The organism is Streptomyces sp. JJ38, assembly GCF_019303475.1.
In the GTDB taxonomy this organism is placed as follows: Bacteria; Actinomycetota; Actinomycetes; order Streptomycetales; family Streptomycetaceae; genus Streptomyces.
On the sequence record NZ_JABLSI010000001.1, the window covers coordinates 5,610 to 20,176 of the forward strand.

11 protein-coding genes are annotated in these 14,567 nt (G+C 71.6%); 9 read left to right on the top strand and 2 right to left on the bottom strand.

Going from position 1 to position 14,567, the window contains the following annotated elements:
- Positions 1-175 precede the first annotated feature (175 nt).
- From HPT28_RS00020 to HPT28_RS00055, 8 genes are all read left to right on the top strand, one after another.
- Positions 176-3,964 carry a HAMP domain-containing protein gene (locus HPT28_RS00020; RefSeq protein WP_374226903.1) on the top strand — a complete coding sequence of 1,263 codons (3,789 nt, stop codon included), beginning with the start codon at positions 176-178 and terminating at the stop codon, positions 3,962-3,964.
- 243 nt (positions 3,965-4,207) lie between these two features.
- Complete coding sequence (locus tag HPT28_RS00025) at positions 4,208-4,885, top strand: response regulator (RefSeq protein ID WP_219088099.1); 678 nt, start codon at positions 4,208-4,210, stop codon at positions 4,883-4,885.
- 279 nt (positions 4,886-5,164) lie between these two features.
- Positions 5,165-7,972 carry a DNA translocase FtsK gene (locus HPT28_RS00030; protein ID WP_219088100.1) on the top strand — a complete coding sequence of 936 codons (2,808 nt, stop codon included), beginning with the start codon at positions 5,165-5,167 and terminating at the stop codon, positions 7,970-7,972.
- A gap of 237 nt (positions 7,973-8,209) precedes the next feature.
- Positions 8,210-9,034 carry a helix-turn-helix domain-containing protein gene (locus HPT28_RS00035; RefSeq protein ID WP_219088101.1) on the top strand — a complete coding sequence of 275 codons (825 nt, stop codon included), beginning with the start codon at positions 8,210-8,212 and terminating at the stop codon, positions 9,032-9,034.
- Between the two features lie 115 nt (positions 9,035-9,149).
- Positions 9,150-10,622, top strand: a complete 1,473-nt coding sequence (gene rimO, locus HPT28_RS00040; protein WP_219088102.1) for a 30S ribosomal protein S12 methylthiotransferase RimO — start codon at positions 9,150-9,152, stop codon at positions 10,620-10,622.
- Positions 10,619-11,257: a CDP-diacylglycerol--glycerol-3-phosphate 3-phosphatidyltransferase gene (pgsA, locus tag HPT28_RS00045; RefSeq protein WP_219088103.1), complete on the top strand. Its 639-nt coding sequence runs from the start codon at positions 10,619-10,621 to the stop codon at positions 11,255-11,257. Before rimO ends, pgsA begins: the two co-directional genes overlap by 4 nt.
- The gene (locus tag HPT28_RS00050) at positions 11,254-11,808 is read left to right on the top strand and encodes a CinA family protein (protein WP_219088104.1); all 555 of its coding nucleotides are present in this window, start codon (positions 11,254-11,256) and stop codon (positions 11,806-11,808) included. The genes pgsA and HPT28_RS00050 overlap by 4 nt, the downstream gene beginning before the upstream one ends.
- A 94-nt stretch (positions 11,809-11,902) precedes the next feature.
- On the top strand, positions 11,903-12,283 hold the full coding sequence (locus tag HPT28_RS00055; RefSeq protein WP_191209893.1) for a helix-turn-helix domain-containing protein: 381 nt from the start codon (positions 11,903-11,905) through the stop codon (positions 12,281-12,283).
- Positions 12,284-12,396: 113 nt separating this feature from the next.
- On the opposite strand, the gene HPT28_RS00060 is transcribed toward HPT28_RS00055, so the two are convergent.
- Entirely contained in the window at positions 12,397-13,143 is a 747-nt protein-coding gene (locus HPT28_RS00060; protein WP_219088105.1) for an SDR family oxidoreductase, read from the bottom strand.
- Positions 13,144-13,225: 82 nt separating this feature from the next.
- Between HPT28_RS00060 and HPT28_RS00065 the strand changes: the two genes are divergently transcribed.
- The gene (locus HPT28_RS00065) at positions 13,226-13,705 is read left to right on the top strand and encodes an Rrf2 family transcriptional regulator (protein ID WP_219088106.1); all 480 of its coding nucleotides are present in this window, start codon (positions 13,226-13,228) and stop codon (positions 13,703-13,705) included.
- Positions 13,706-13,738: 33 nt separating this feature from the next.
- Here HPT28_RS00065 and HPT28_RS00070 read toward each other — a convergent pair whose 3' ends face one another.
- Entirely contained in the window at positions 13,739-14,551 is an 813-nt protein-coding gene (locus HPT28_RS00070; protein WP_219088107.1) for an Fpg/Nei family DNA glycosylase, read from the bottom strand.
- Between the last annotated feature and the right edge of the window lie 16 nt (positions 14,552-14,567).

The following is a 14,567-nucleotide window of genomic DNA, read 5'->3' on the forward strand; positions in this document are numbered from 1 at the left end:
CGAGATGCTGGAGCTGAAGAACACCGTCAACACGATGGTGGACCAGCTCTCCTCCTTCGCCGACCAGGTCACCCGCATGTCCCGGGACGTGGGCACCGAGGGCCGACTCGGCGGCCAGGCGCGGGTGGACGGCGTCTCGGGCACCTGGAAGGACCTGACGGACTCCGTCAACTCGATGGCCGGGAACCTGACCGATCAGGTGCGGCAGATCGCCCAGGTCACCACCGCGGTGGCGCGGGGCGACCTCTCGCAGAAGATCCAGGTGGACGCCCGCGGGGAGATCCTGGAGCTGAAGAACACCATCAACACCATGGTGGACCAGCTCTCGGCCTTCGCCGACCAGGTGACCCGGGTGGCCCTGGAGGTGGGCACCGAGGGCCGACTCGGCGGCCAGGCGCAGGTGCCCGGCGTCGCGGGTGTGTGGCGGGACCTGACGGACTCGGTGAACGGCATGGCCGGGAACCTCACCTCGCAGGTGCGCAACATCTCGCAGGTCGCCACCGCCGTCGCGCGGGGTGATCTCTCGCAGAAGATCACCGTCGACGCCCGGGGCGAGATCCTGGAGCTGAAGACCACGATCAACACGATGGTGGACCAGCTGTCCTCGTTCGCCGAGCAGGTGACGCGGGTCGCGCGCGAGGTGGGGACCGAGGGCATCCTCGGCGGCCAGGCCGAGGTCAAGGGGCTCTCCGGCACCTGGAAGGACCTCACCCAGTCGGTGAACGGGATGGCGAACAACCTCACCTCCCAGGTCCGCAACATCGCCGAGGTGACGACGGCGGTGGCCCAGGGCGACCTGTCCAAGAAGATCACCGTTGACGCGAAGGGCGAGATCCTGGAGCTGGTCACCACGGTGAACACGATGGTGGACCAGCTGTCGTCGTTCGCCGAGCAGGTGACCCGGGTCGCCCGTGAGGTGGGCACCGAGGGCAAGCTCGGAGGCCAGGCCCAGGTGCGGGGCGTCTCCGGGATCTGGAAGAACCTCACCGACAACGTCAACCTGATGGCGAACAACCTCACCGGTCAGGTGCGGAACATCTCCGAGGTGGCCACCTCCGTCGCCAACGGCGATCTGACGAAGAAGGTCACGGTCGAGGCGAGCGGCGAGGTCGCGCGGCTCGCGGACACGGTCAACACGATGGTGACGACGCTGTCCTCCTTCGCCGCCGAGGTGACGCGGGTGGCCCGTGAGGTGGGCACCGACGGCATCCTGGGCGGCCAGGCACGGGTGCCCGGCGTCTCGGGCACCTGGAAGGACCTCACCGAGTCCGTGAACTCGATGGCGAACAACCTCACCGGTCAGGTGCGGAACATCGCCCAGGTCACGACCGCCATTGCCAAGGGCGACCTCACCAAGAAGATCGACATTGAGGCGCGCGGCGAGATCCTCGCCCTCAAGACGACGATCAACACGATGGTCGACCAGCTCTCGCTGTTCGCGGAGCAGGTGACGCGGGTGGCCCGTGAGGTGGGCACCGAGGGCATCCTCGGCGGCCAGGCCCGGGTCCGGGACGTCGCCGGTACGTGGAAGGACCTCACCGAGTCCGTGAACGAGATGGCCGGGAACCTGACCCGTCAGGTCCGCGCCATCGCCGAGGTGGCCACCGCCGTGACCCGAGGCGACCACGGGGTGCGGATCGACGTGGACGCCGCCGGCGAGATCATGGAGCTCCAGGGCTACCTGAACGAGATGATCCGCAACCTGCGCGAGACCACGCTGGCCAACCGCGAGCAGGACTGGCTGAAGGGCAACCTGGCGCGGATCTCCGGGCTCATGCAGGGCCGCCGCGACCTGGACGACGTCGCCCAGCTGATCATGAGCGAGCTGGCTCCGGCCGTCTCGGCGCAGCACGGGGCGTTCTTCCTCGCGGTGCCCACCGGTCCGGCGACGGAGAAGGCGGGCGTCGGGGAGGGCGACGGCGAGTACGAGCTGCGGCTCCTCGGCGCCTACGGCTACGCGCCCGGCTCGATGCCGATGTCCTTCGCGCCGGGTGAGTCGCTGGTGGGGACGGCGGCCGCGGAGAAGCGCACGATCATCATGGAGAACGTGCCCCCCGGCTATCTGAAGATCACCTCGGGGCTGGGCGAGGCGCCGGCCGCGGACGTGATCATCATGCCGGTGGTCTTCGAGGGGCAGGTCCTCGGCGTGGTGGAGCTGGCGGCGTTCCAGTCCTTCACCCAGATCCAGAAGGACTTCCTCAGCCAGATCGTCGAGATGATCGCCACGAGCGTCAACACGATCAGCGTCAACACCAAGACGGAGGTCCTGCTCAAGCAGTCCCAGGAGCTCGCGGAGCAGCTCCAGGAGCGCTCCGGGGAGCTGGAGAGCCGCCAGAAGGCCCTGGAGAAGTCCAACGCCCAGTTGGAGGAGAAGGCCGAGCAGCTCGCCCAGACCAACCAGGCCGTGGAGATCAAGAACTCCGAGATCGAGCAGGCGCGGCAGGTGCTGGAGGAGCGGGCCGAGCAGCTCGCCGTCTCGATGCGCTACAAGTCGGAGTTCCTGGCGAACATGTCGCACGAGCTGCGCACGCCGCTGAACTCGCTGCTGATCCTCGCCAAGCTGCTCGCGGACAACGGGGAGGGCAACCTCAACCCGAAGCAGGTCGAGTTCGCCGAGACGATCCACAGCGCCGGTTCGGACCTGCTGCAGCTGATCAACGACATCCTCGACCTGTCGAAGGTCGAGGCCGGCAAGATGGACGTCAGCCCGACGCGCATCGCGCTGGTGCAGCTCGTCGACTACGTCGAGGCGCACTTCCGGCCGCTCACCGCCGAGAAGAGCCTCGACTTCTCCGTGCGGGTCTCGCCGGAGCTGCCGCCCACCCTGCACACCGACGAGCAGCGGCTGCTGCAGGTGCTGCGGAACCTGCTGTCGAACGCGGTGAAGTTCACCGACACGGGCGCGGTGCAGCTGATGATCCGCGCCGCGCGCCACGACGTGCCCGTCGCCATCCGCCAGCAGATGCTGGAGCAGGGCGCGCTGCGGGACGCCGACGCCGAGCTGATCGCCTTCTCGGTCACCGACACCGGCATCGGGATCGCCCAGAGCAAGATGAGGGTGATCTTCGAGGCCTTCAAGCAGGCGGACGGCACGACGAGCCGCAAGTACGGCGGCACCGGGCTCGGGCTGTCGATCAGCCGGGAGATCGCGCGCCTGCTCGGCGGCGAGATCGACGCCGTCAGCGAGCCGGGCCGCGGTTCGACGTTCACGCTGTACCTGCCGCTGCACCCCACCGAGCTGCCGCCGCCGCGGTTCGAGCAGCCCGACGGCGCGCCGCTGGCCCTGCCCGGGCTGCCGGAGCCCGGGCCCGTGGAGCACGCGCCCGATCCCGTCTCGCCGCGGCTGGTGCCCCCGGCCCTGCCCGCGCCGGTGGACGGCCGGGCGAACGGCTGGGCGGCCGGGCGGCTGGGCGAGCGCTTCGCCGACGAGGCGGAGCCGGCCGGGGAGCCGGTCGTCGGGGAGGCACCCGAGCGGGCCGCCGGTCCGGCGTCCGCGGAGCCGGTGGGCGAGGGGCTGACCGAGCCGGAGCCACCGCGCTACGGCATGCGCCGCGGCGCGGGCCCCCAGCCGGTGGACCCGAGCCGCTTCGAGGGGCGCAAGGTGCTCATCGTCGACGACGACGTGCGGAACGTGTTCGCCCTCACCAGCGTGCTGGAGCAGAACGGGCTGCAGGTGCTGTACGCGGAGAACGGCCGCGAGGGCATCGAGGTGTTGGAGCAACACGACGACGTCGCGCTGGTCCTGATGGACATCATGATGCCGGAGATGGACGGCTACGCCACGACGCAGGCGATCCGCCGGATGCCGCAGTTCGCCGGGCTGCCGATCATCGCGCTCACCGCGAAGGCGATGAAGGGAGACCGCGAGAAGAGCATCGGGGCGGGCGCGTCCGACCACGTGACGAAGCCCGTCGACCCGGACCACCTGCTCTCCGTCATGGACGAGTGGATGCGGGCGGGCTGATATGCGGCTCTTCGGACCGGCCGTGTATGTTGACTGACTGTGGCCGGTTCCGGAGGGAACTGCGGCATTCGGGAACCTCCTGGTCTCCTGGGGCGTTCCCGCTGTGTGCACAGTGACATCTCGGTGACAGGGTGTGGCGGACCGCGGGGTTTGGCTACCATGACCGGCACAAGGACGGGCGGCGCAAAGGAGTCGTCCCCAGGGGTGGCGCCCTCGGCGCTACCGGGGCGAGGAGGACGGGCCATGGTGCAGAAGGCCAAGATCCTCCTGGTCGATGACCGGCCGGAGAATCTGCTGGCGTTGGAGGCGATCCTCTCCGCGCTCGATCAGACGCTGGTTCGGGCATCGTCAGGGGAGGAAGCGCTCAAGGCATTGCTCACGGACGATTTCGCCGTGATCCTGCTGGATGTCCAGATGCCGGGCATGGACGGCTTCGAGACGGCCGCCCACATCAAGCGGCGGGAGCGCACGCGCGACATCCCGATCATCTTCCTCACGGCCATCAACCACGGCCCGCACCACACCTTCCGCGGCTACGCCGCCGGCGCTGTCGACTACATCTCCAAGCCCTTCGACCCGTGGGTCCTGCGGGCCAAGGTCTCGGTGTTCGTCGAGCTGTACATGAAGAACGTGCAGCTGCGGGAGCAGGCCGCGCTGCTGCGGCTCCAGTTGGAGAACGGCCAGGGCCCGGAGAACACCAAGGAGACGGCGGCGGGCGTCCTCGCCGAGCTCTCGGCGCGGCTGGCCGCCGTCGAGGAGCAGGCGGAGGCGCTCTCCAAGCAGTTGGGTGACCACGCGGACGCCGGAGCCGTCGCCACGGCGGCGCATCTGGAACGCAAACTGTCCGGGCTGCGCAGGGCACTTGACGCGCTGGAGCCGGGCTCGGAAGGCCAGCCCGCCTCCGTGCCCACCCAGCAGTGAGCGCAGCGCGCTCCTCCCGGCGCCGTTGATCCAGGCCCCATCGCGTTCGGCGCGACGGGGCCTGGCGCGTCCTGGCCGGCGCGCGGACACCGGCTCGCCGGGGGCGCCGCGTCCGGCGCCGGGCGCATGCCGACGGGGACGAGGGCGGGCCCGCACGGACGCTGACCGCGCGTCAGCCGGGGAGGCGCGGGCGGCGGACGGAGCGGAGGCACCCCTGCTCCCGCGCGAACCCCCGGTCCATCCGTGCCTCACCCGGCGTGCGGCGGTAACCTCGCCATCATGGCCTCACGTACGTCCGGCAGTCGGGCAGCAGCCGGCAAGGCGCCCGCGAAGAAGTCAGCGGCGAAGCCGTCGGCCAAACCGTCGGCGAACAAGGCCACGGGGAAGAAGGCGCCGGCGAAGAAGGCCGCGGCCAAGAAGCCGCCGCCGAAGCCCGCGCCGTCCCCCACCGGCGGCATCTTCCGCCTGGTGCGCGCGGTCTGGCTGGGCGTCGCCCACGCCGTCGGCGCGCTCCTGCGGGGCATAGGGCGCGGCGCGAAGGGGCTCGATCCGGCCCACCGCAAGGACGGGCTGGCGCTGCTGCTGCTGGGGCTGGCCATCGTCGTCGCCGCGGGGACGTGGTCGAACCTGCAGGGGCCCGTGGGGGACCTCATCACCATGCTGGTCACCGGCGCGTTCGGCCGGCTCGACCTGCTGGTGCCCGTCCTGCTCGGTGCCATGGCGGTCCGGCTCATCCGGCATCCCGAGGAGCAGGACGCCAACGGGCGCGTCGTCATCGGGCTCTCCGCGCTCGTCGCCGCCGTCCTGGGGCTGGTGCACATCGCCTGCGGCGCTCCGGGCCGGGACGCGGGTGAGGAGGCGCTGCGGGACGCCGGAGGGCTGATCGGCTGGGCGGCGGCCCAGCCACTGATCCTCAGCGTCACCGAGGTGCTGGCCGTTCCGCTGCTCGTGCTGCTGCTGGTGTTCGGCCTGCTCGTGGTCACCGCCACCCCGGTCAACGCCGTTCCGCAGCGACTGCGTCAGGCGGGCGTGCGGCTGGGCATCGTGGCCGCCCCGGAGGAGGCCGAGGACGGCTTCGACGTGACGGAGGACGAGGGCGCGGAGGCCGCGCCGCGCCGGCGCCGCGCGGACCTGCGCAAGGACGCCGGTCCGCAGGAGGCCGAGAAGGAGGCCCTGGACCGGCGCCGTGCGGCGCGCCGGCCGCGTCGCGGCGCCGGCGCGGTGGACGGTGACGGGGCCGACGGCGATGGCGAGGGCGTGGGCCCGGGGCCGGTGGACCGGCTTCCGGCGATGCCCACCCGTCGCGACGGGCGGTCGCTGGACGCGGTCGATCTCGCGGCGGCGGCCGCGGCGGACCTGGACGGCGCGCTGCTGCACGGGGTGCAGCCGTCGCGGCTGCTGGCCGACATCAGCAGCACGGTGGCCGCCGAGCGGGACGAGGCGCGGGCGGCGGCCGTCGAGGACTCCCTGGGGGCGGGTGCTCCCGGGCGGGGCCCTGTGGCGGGGCAGGCCCGGCCGGAGCCGTCCGGCGGCGTGCCGGACCTGACGAAACCGGCCCCCGAGCGCGCCGGCGACCTGCCGCCGCGGGCCGAGCAGCTACAGCTCGCCGGGGACATCACCTATGCCCTGCCCTCGCTGGACCTGCTGGAGCGCGGGGGCCCCGGCCGCACGCGCAGCGCGGCCAACGACGCCGTCGTCGAGTCGCTGACGAAGGTGTTCTCCGAGTTCAAGGTCGACGCCGCCGTCACGGGTTTCACGCGCGGTCCCACCGTCACGCGCTACGAGGTGGAACTCGGGCCGGCGGTGAAGGTGGAGAAGATCACCGCCCTGACGAAGAACATCGCCTACGCGGTGGCCAGTCCGGACGTGCGGATCATCTCCCCGATCCCCGGCAAGTCCGCCGTGGGCATCGAGATCCCCAACAGCGACCGGGAGATGGTGAACTGCGGCGACGTGCTGCGCTCGGCCGAGGCCCAGGGCGAGGACCACCCCATGGTCGTGGCGCTCGGCAAGGACGTGGAGGGCGGTTACGTCAACGCGAACCTCGCGAAGATGCCGCACATCCTGATCGCGGGCGCCACCGGTTCCGGCAAGTCGTCGTGCATCAACTGCCTGATCACCTCGGTCATGGCGCGGGCGACGCCGGAGGACGTGCGGATGGTCCTGGTGGACCCCAAACGGGTGGAGCTGACGGCCTATGAGGGCATCCCGCACCTGGTCACCCCCATCATCACCAACCCCAAGAAGGCCGCCGAGGCCCTGCAGTGGGTGGTGCGCGAGATGGACCTGCGCTACGACGACCTGGCCGCCTACGGGTTCCGTCACATCGACGACTTCAACGCGGCGGTGCGCGCCGGTTCGGTGACGGCGCCCGAGGGCAGCGAACGCGAACTGGCGCCCTATCCCTACCTGCTGGTCATCGTCGACGAGCTGGCCGACCTGATGATGGTGGCTCCGCGGGACGTCGAGGACGCCATCGTCCGGATCACCCAGCTGGCCCGGGCGGCGGGCATCCACCTCGTGCTGGCGACGCAGCGCCCGTCCGTCGACGTCGTCACCGGCCTCATCAAGGCCAACGTGCCCTCCCGGCTCGCGTTCGCCACCTCCTCACTGGCCGACAGCCGGGTCATCCTCGACCAGGCGGGTGCGGAGAAGCTGATCGGCAAGGGCGACGGGCTGTACCTCCCCATGGGGCAGGGCAAGCCCACCCGAATGCAGGGGGCCTTCGTCACGGAGGACGAGATCCGCGCGGTCGTCGCGCACTGCAAGGAGCAGATGACACCGGTCTTCCGGGACGACGTGCTCGTCGGCCAGGGGAAGAAGAAGGAGATCGACGAGGAGATCGGTGACGACCTGGACCTGCTGTGTCAGGCCGCGGAGCTGGTGGTCTCCACGCAGTTCGGCTCCACCTCGATGCTCCAGCGCAAGCTGCGGGTCGGCTTCGCGAAGGCGGGTCGGCTGATGGACCTGATGGAGAGCCGCGACATCGTCGGCCCGAGCGAGGGCTCCAAGGCACGGGACGTACTCGTCAAACCGGATGAACTCGATGGAGTGCTGGCACTCATCCGCGGGGACACTGATAGGTAACTCATTAAGACTAGGTCTCGTAACGAACACGCGGACAACCGTTTCCTCTGGGCATACGTCCAGTTAGGCGGGTAAGCGGAACATCACCCGTACCGCTGCGGCGCTGCGCGTCTCCACCCTCGGGATGCTCGGCCATCCTGGGTGCGGAAGACGTCCGTCCGCCCCGTTGTCCGAACCTGTCACGACCCCCTTAGACTGAATCCCCAGCAGGTGGCTACACGCTCGAAAGGCGCCCCCGTGTCCATCGGCAACTCCCCCGAAGAGGACCGGCCTTCAGCCGTTCCACACGAGGACCGTCCGGCCGTCGGCCGGGTCCTCCAGCAAGCCCGAGTCGAAGCGGGACTGACCGTCGAGGAGGTCAGTGCCGCCACCCGCGTGCGCGTTCCCATCGTGCAGGCGATCGAACAGGACGACTTCACCCGCTGTGGCGGCGACGTGTACGCGCGCGGGCACATCCGCTCGCTCGCCAGGGCGGTGGGTCTCGACCCGCGGCCCGTCGTCGAGCAGTACGACACAGAGCACGGCGGACGTCCCGCGGCCACGCCGGCCGCACCGCTGTTCGAAGCCGAACGTATCCGGCCCGAGCGCCGCCGTCCGAACTGGACGGCGGCGATGGTCGCGGCGATCGTCGTGGTCGTCGGCTTCGTCGGCTTCACCCTCGTCGGGGGTGAGGACAAGGGCACGCCCGTCGCCGAATCCAGTGATCAGCAGTCCGCCGAGGCGGAGCCCAGTCCCTCCGCGACGGCCGAACCCGAGCCGGAACCGAAGCCGTCCGACAGCGCCATCGCCGCGGCCCCGGCCGACAAGGTGACCGTGAAGCTCGTCGCCAAGGACGGCAACAGCTGGATCTCCGCGGAGGACCACACCGGGCGCCTCCTGCACGAGGGCGTGCTCAAGGACGGCGACAGCAAGACGTTCACCGACGACGAGCAGATCGACCTCGTCCTCGGCAACGCCGGAGCCGTCGAGCTGTACGTCAACGGCAAGAAGGTCGAGCAGGTGGGCGAGGTCGGCCAGGTGCAGCGCGTCAGCTACACCAAGGGCGACCCTGCGCAGGGCTGAGCCGCACCCGGTCCTGGCGCCCGGCGCATGCCCGCCCCCGCCGCGGCCCCGGCCGTGTCCCGCTTCGCGCAGGGCACGGCCGGGTCCACGGCCGGGACGAAGTAGGGTTGAGCCCATGCCCGAACGCCGTACCGTCGCCCTGGTCACACTTGGCTGCGCCCGTAACGAGGTGGACTCGGAGGAGCTCGCAGGCCGTCTGGCGGCCGACGGCTGGGACCTCGTCCACGACGCGGAGCAGGCCGATGTCGCCGTCGTCAACACCTGTGGATTCGTCGAGGCCGCCAAGAAGGACTCCGTCGACGCCCTGCTCGAAGCCGACGACCTGAAGGGCCGGGGGCGCACCCAGGCCGTCGTCGCGGTGGGCTGCATGGCCGAGCGCTACGGCGCCGAACTCGCCGACGCACTGCCCGAGGCCGACGGTGTCCTCGGCTTCGACGACTACGCCGACATCTCCGACCGCCTGCAGACCATCCTCTCCGGCGGCGTCCACGCCCCGCACACGCCCCGGGACCGGCGCAAGCTGCTGCCCGTCACGCCTGCCGAGCGGCAGGGCAGCCAGGTCGCGCTGCCCGGTCACGGCGACGCTCTCGCGTCCGCCCCCGCCGATCTCCCCGACGGGATCGCCCCGGCCTCCGGCCCGCGCGCGCCGCTGCGCCGTCGGCTCGACACCAGCCCCGTCGCCTCGGTGAAGCTCGCCTCCGGCTGCGACCGCCGCTGCTCGTTCTGCGCGATCCCCTCCTTCCGGGGATCTTTCGTCTCCCGGCGCCCCGCCGACGTGCTCGGCGAGACCCGCTGGCTGGCCGAGCAGGGGGTCAGGGAGATCATGCTCGTCTCCGAGAACAACACGTCCTACGGCAAGGACCTCGGGGACATCCGCCTCCTGGAGACGCTGCTGCCCGAGCTGGCCGCCGTCGACGGCATCGAGCGCGTCCGCGTCAGCTATCTGCAGCCCGCCGAGCTGCGCCCCGGGCTGATCGACGTGCTCGCCGGTACCGACAAGGTGGCGCCGTACTTCGACCTCTCGTTCCAGCACGCCGCGCCCTCGGTGCTGCGCGCGATGCGCCGCTTCGGTGACACCGAGCGCTTCTGGGAGCTGCTGGAGACGATCCGGGCCAAGGCGCCCGAGGCCGGGGTGCGCTCGAACTTCATCGTCGGCTTCCCCGGCGAGAGTGAGGCCGACTTCGCCGAGCTGGAACGCTTCCTCTCCGGCGCCCGCCTGGACGCGATCGGCGTCTTCGGCTACTCGGACGAGGACGGCACCGAGGCCGCGGGCTACGCGGACAAGCTCGACCCCGACGTCGTCGCGGAGCGGCTCGCGCACCTGACGCCGCTGGCGGAGGAGCTGACCGCGCAGCGCGCCGAGGAGCGGCTCGGGCAGACGCTGCACGTGCTCGTGGAAAGCGTCGACGCGGAGGACGGCGTCCTCGGCCGAGCGGCCCACCAGGCGCCCGAGACCGACGGCCAGGTGCGGCTTGTCGGGCCCGGCTGCGCCGGTCTCACCCCCGGACGTATGGTCGAAGCGAAGGCTGTGGCGGCCGAGGGTGTGGACCTGGTCGCCGAGCCGGAGACGGTCGAGGAGGCCCCATGACAGGCGTCCCGGCCTCCGCGGCCGACGGCGGGCGGCTGGCGCAGCCCCGCCCGGCATCGGCGCGGCAGGCGGGCGTGTGGAACATCGCCAACGTCCTGACCATGATCCGCTTGGCCCTCGTGCCCGGTTTCGTGGTGCTGATGCTGGTGGACGGCGGCCATGACCCGGGTTGGCGCTCGCTGGCCTGGGCCGCCTTCACCGTCGCCATGATCACGGATCTGTTCGACGGCGAGCTGGCCCGCCGGTACGACCTCGTCACCGACTTCGGCAAGATCGCCGACCCCATCGCCGACAAGGCGATCATGGGCGCCGCACTGGTCTGCCTCTCGGCGCTCGGCGACCTGCCCTGGTGGGTCACCCTCGTGATCATCGGCAGGGAGCTGGGCATCACGCTCATGCGCTTCTGGGTGATCCGCTACGGCGTCATCCCCGCCAGCCGCGGCGGCAAGCTCAAGACGCTCGCCCAGGGTGTCGCGGTCGGCATGTACATCCTCGTCCTGACCGGCCCGCTGGCCAGCCTGCGCTGGTGGATCATGGCGGCGGCCGTCGTCCTGACCGTCGGCAGCGCCGTGGAGTACGTCCTGCAGGCCGCGCGGCTGCGCCGGGCGGGGCTCGCGGAGGAGCGGGCCCGGTGAGCCCCGCGGCGAGTGGCCCGGACAGCGGCTCCCTCGCCGCCGAGGCGCTGAGGCTGCTCCGCGCCCGCGGCGAGACGGTCGGGGTCGCCGAGTCGCTGACCGGCGGGCTGGTGGCCGCCGCGCTCACCACCGTCCCCGGCGCCTCCCGGAGTTTCCGCGGCTCGCTCACGGCGTACGCGACGGACGTCAAGCAGCGGCTGCTGGGCGTCGACGGCGAACTGCTCTCCGCCGAGGGCGCCGTCCACCCCGAGGTCGCCCGGCAGATGGCAGGTGGGGTCCGGGCGTTGCTGGGTACCCGCTGGGGCGTGGCCACCACCGGTGTCGCCGGACCGGAGCCGCAGGACGGACAACCGGTCGGGACGGTGTACGTCGCCGTCGCCGGCCCCACGGGCCCGGTGACCGCCCGTCGCCTGGCTCTCACCGGAGACCGGACGCGCATCCGGGAGGAGAGCGTCCGAGCCGTTCTCCGTCTGCTCTGCGGGGAACTGCTGGAGAATGGCGGGGGACAGGATACGGAACAGAGCGGGGGTGAGGGATGTTTGCAGCCCTGAGTGAACACGACATCGCTCCCCGCACGCCCGCGGTTGTAGGCGGTACGGTGGGGCATGAAGGATTCAGGTCCACGGTCCGAGGAGGGAGCCACCGATGATTCTGCTCCGTCGCCTGCTGGGTGACGTGCTGCGTCGGCAGCGCCAGCGTCAGGGCCGTACCCTGCGCGAAGTCTCCGCATCCGCGCGCGTCTCACTCGGCTACCTGTCCGAGGTGGAGCGAGGGCAGAAGGAGGCTTCCTCCGAACTGCTGTCGTCCATCTGCGATGCACTGGACGTACCGATGTCCGAACTGATGCGTGAGGTCAGCGACGAGCTGGCCCTGGCCGAGCTGGCCCAGTCGGCCGCCGGCGATGCGGTACCGGCGCCGATGCGGCCCGTGCTCAACCCGGTGTCGGTCACCTCCGTCACCGGTCGCCCCGACGAGCGGGTGACGATCAAGCGGCCCCAGGAGGCCGTGGACGTCGTCGCCGCGTAGCGCTCGGCCCCGTGCGGCAGGCAGACCTCCTGCCGCACGGCACTGACGCCAAAGACCCCGGGTGGGCTGCCTCGGCAGCCCACCCGGGGTCTTCGTGTGGGGCGGGACGGTTCTCAGCCCTGATCAGCGAGCCACTGGTCGAACGTGGTGGGTGCGATACGGGCGCCCTTCCCGGGCAGTAGCGCGTTGCCGCCGTTGGCGGTGTCGAACACGCCTTCCCACGTCGGCACCAGGCGCACGTCGCGGCCTCGGGCCCGCAGGGTGCGGCGGGCCATGTCCACCAGGTCCTGCGTCTCCGGCCCGGCGACATCGGGGTAGCGGCCCTGCGGCGGCCCCACGGCCACCTCGGCCAGCACCTCGGCGACGTCGCCGGGCGCGATCGGCTGCACGAGGAGGGGCGGGATGGTGGCGACACCGTCCTGCTCCGTCCAGCCCGCCACCATCTCGGCGAAGTCGTGGAACTGCGTGACGGGGACGATCGTCCACGGCACCGGCCCCTCGGACACGAGGCGCTCCTGCTCGCGCTTGCCAGCGTAGTGGGCGTTCTCGCTCGCGTTCTGCTGGATACCGACGATGGACAGCAGTACGTGGTGCCGGACGCCGGCCCGTTCCTCGGCGGCCAGCAGGTTGCGGGTGGTCGTGCCGAAGTAGTCGACCGTCTCCTTCCGCTCGCCGGCCGGCGCGTTGGTGGCGTCGACGACCACCTCCACCCCGGCCAGCGCCTCGTCGAGGCCCTGGCCGCTCGTCAGGTCGACGCCGGTCGAGCGGCTGACGCGTACTACCTCGTGCCCGCGCTGATGCAGCAGAGCGACCGTGCGCGCCCCGATGTTGCCCGTGGCACCGGCGACTGCGATCCGCATGATGATCTCCCTTTCTCTCGCGTCGGCGAAAAGCTATCACGGATAATGAGGGTCTGTAATATCTACGATTAGACTCGGAGGCGTGAAGCTGCCAGTGAGCACCGAATGGGTTCTGCACTGCGCCACCTCCCTGGCGCAGCTCGATCCGGGCGCCAGTGCGTCCACCACCCAGCTCGCGCAGTACTACGACCTGCCCGCGCCCTCGTTGGCGAAGCAGCTCAAGGCACTGGTCAAGGCCGGTGTGCTCAGCGCGACCACCGGCCCGCGCGGCGGCTTCCGGCTCGCCCGGCCCGCCGCCCAGATCACCCTGCTGGAGATCGTCGAAGCCGTGGACGGGGCGTCGTCACCGTTCGAGTGCCGCGAGATCCGCCGACAGGGTCGCGGGGGCCTGCCACCGGAGGAGTGCGGTCACGCCTGCCTCCTCGCCGCGCGGATGGCCGACGCCCACCGGGCCTGGCGCAGCAGCCTCGCCGACGTCACCCTCGCCGACGTCCTCGCGGACCTGCCCCCGGCCGCGCCCGCCCGCACCCGGGCCCTCCTCACCGGCCCGGACGCTCCGTAACCCCCGGCTCTCCCGGCTCAGGCCCCTCCCGGCTCAGGCCCACGGAGGCGCGTCGCCGTGGCCGGGCTGGCACCGAGGACACCAGTAGACGGGGCGGCGCGTGCCGTCCCGCCCGGCGGACTCCACGCGCCGCACCGGCGTCCCGCAGCGCAGACACGGGCGATGGTGCCGCCCGTACACCCACAGCCGCCGGCCCCGCCGGGCATCCCCCGTCGTCACCCGCTCCGGCCGCGCCCTGTTCACCTCCAGCAGCCGCCGGGCCAGCGTGACCATCCGCTCCAGCGAGGGCACCTCACCCACCGGCGCCCACGGCGGCACCCGGCCCAGGAAGCACAGCTCTGAGCGGTACACGTTGCCGATTCCGGCCAGATTGCGCTGATCCAGCAACGCCTCCCCGATCTCCCGCCCCGGCTCGGCGCGCAGCCGGCGCAGCGCCTCCGCGCCGTCCCAGCCCGGCCCCAGCAGATCCGGCCCCAGATGCCCGACGACCTCGCCCTCGGCCCGCGTCGGCAGCAGCTCCAGCACCGGCAGCCGGTAGCCGACCGCCACGGCCTCCGGAACGCCCAGCACCGCCCGGATCTGGTGGCCCGGGCCGCCGTTCCAGCGTTCCCCCGCACCGAACACCCGCCAGGAGCCGTCCATCCGCAGATGTGAGTGCAGCGTCAGACCCCCGCCGAACCGCGTCAGCAGATGCTTGCCGCACGCCACCGTCTCCAGCACCTCACGGCCCGCCAGATCAGCCGTCGCGAACGCCGGGACCCGCAGCTCGCCCCGGCTCAGCCGGCAGCCGGAGAGCACCTCGTGCAGCCTCCGCGCCGTGCGCCAGACCGTGTCTCCCTCCGGCATGCCCTGCCCCTTCCGG

What these genes read in the sequence shown, in the direction of transcription:
- HPT28_RS00020 (WP_374226903.1), top strand. Translation starts at nt 176, where the DNA reads ATGGCCGGGAACCTGACCGATCAGGTGCGGCAGATCGCCCAGGTCACC.
- HPT28_RS00025 (WP_219088099.1), top strand. Translation starts at nt 4,208, where the DNA reads ATGGTGCAGAAGGCCAAGATCCTCCTGGTCGATGACCGGCCGGAGAAT.
- HPT28_RS00030 (WP_219088100.1), top strand. Translation starts at nt 5,165, where the DNA reads ATGGCCTCACGTACGTCCGGCAGTCGGGCAGCAGCCGGCAAGGCGCCC.
- rimO (WP_219088102.1), top strand. Translation starts at nt 9,150, where the DNA reads ATGCCCGAACGCCGTACCGTCGCCCTGGTCACACTTGGCTGCGCCCGT.
- pgsA (WP_219088103.1), top strand. Translation starts at nt 10,619, where the DNA reads ATGACAGGCGTCCCGGCCTCCGCGGCCGACGGCGGGCGGCTGGCGCAG.
- HPT28_RS00055 (WP_191209893.1), top strand. Translation starts at nt 11,903, where the DNA reads ATGATTCTGCTCCGTCGCCTGCTGGGTGACGTGCTGCGTCGGCAGCGC.
- HPT28_RS00060 (WP_219088105.1), bottom strand. Translation starts at nt 13,143, where the DNA reads ATGCGGATCGCAGTCGCCGGTGCCACGGGCAACATCGGGGCGCGCACG.
- HPT28_RS00070 (WP_219088107.1), bottom strand. Translation starts at nt 14,551, where the DNA reads ATGCCGGAGGGAGACACGGTCTGGCGCACGGCGCGGAGGCTGCACGAG.